Genomic DNA, 649 nt, shown 5'->3' with positions numbered 1-649 from the left:
CACCGCCTTTCAGGCGGTAAGCTTGAGCCTCCAACTCGGGTGGAGGAGGCGGAAGTGGTCGAGTACCGGCATAGCGCGCACGCGGTGACGGATCTGAAGTATCACCTGGTATGGATTACAAAGTATCGCTACAAGGTGCTGCGCGGGGAGGTGGCGGAGCGGGCGCGCGATCTGATTCGGCAGGTGTGTGCGGCGCGGGAAGTGACGATCATCCGCGGGGCGGTATCGCCGGATCACGTGCATATGTTGGTGGCGGCGCCGCCGCAGTTGGCCCCGTCGAAGCTGGTGCAATTCATCAAAGGGCGGTCGTCGCGGATGCTGCAGCACGAGTTTCCGCATCTGCGGAAGCGGTATTGGGGGCAACACCTGTGGGCGCGGGGGTATTTCTGCGCGACAGTGGGCGCGGTCGATGAACAAACGGTGATGGAATATATCGAGAATCAACGCTGGGACAGCGACGAGGAAGGGTTCAAAATCACCGCGCCCCCGGAGCCTTGAGCCGGCTCTGAGCCGGGAGCACTTCAGGCGGCTTGAGCCGCAGGCCGACTTTCAGTCGGCAAAGAATCTACCGCCTTTCAGGCGGTAGTCCCTCAATCCTTCTCTTCGTCGAGCGTCGACCAGCACGCTCACACTCCTCCCCTGAGCCGCC

The 649-nt window shown here is 62.4% G+C and carries 1 protein-coding gene; it reads left to right on the top strand.

Annotated features, from left to right (window positions below):
- Positions 1–54 precede the first annotated feature (54 nt).
- Positions 55–498, top strand: a complete 444-nt coding sequence (gene tnpA, locus GEV06_28920; GenBank protein MPZ21865.1) for an IS200/IS605 family transposase — start codon at positions 55–57, stop codon at positions 496–498.
- Positions 499–649: the final 151 nt, after the last annotated feature.

Origin of the sequence: Luteitalea sp., from assembly GCA_009377605.1 — a bacterium.
Lineage (GTDB): Bacteria > Acidobacteriota > Vicinamibacteria > Vicinamibacterales > Vicinamibacteraceae > WHTT01.
The sequence above is the reverse complement of the archived record's forward strand: the minus strand, read 5'-3'. Positions and strand labels throughout refer to the sequence as shown.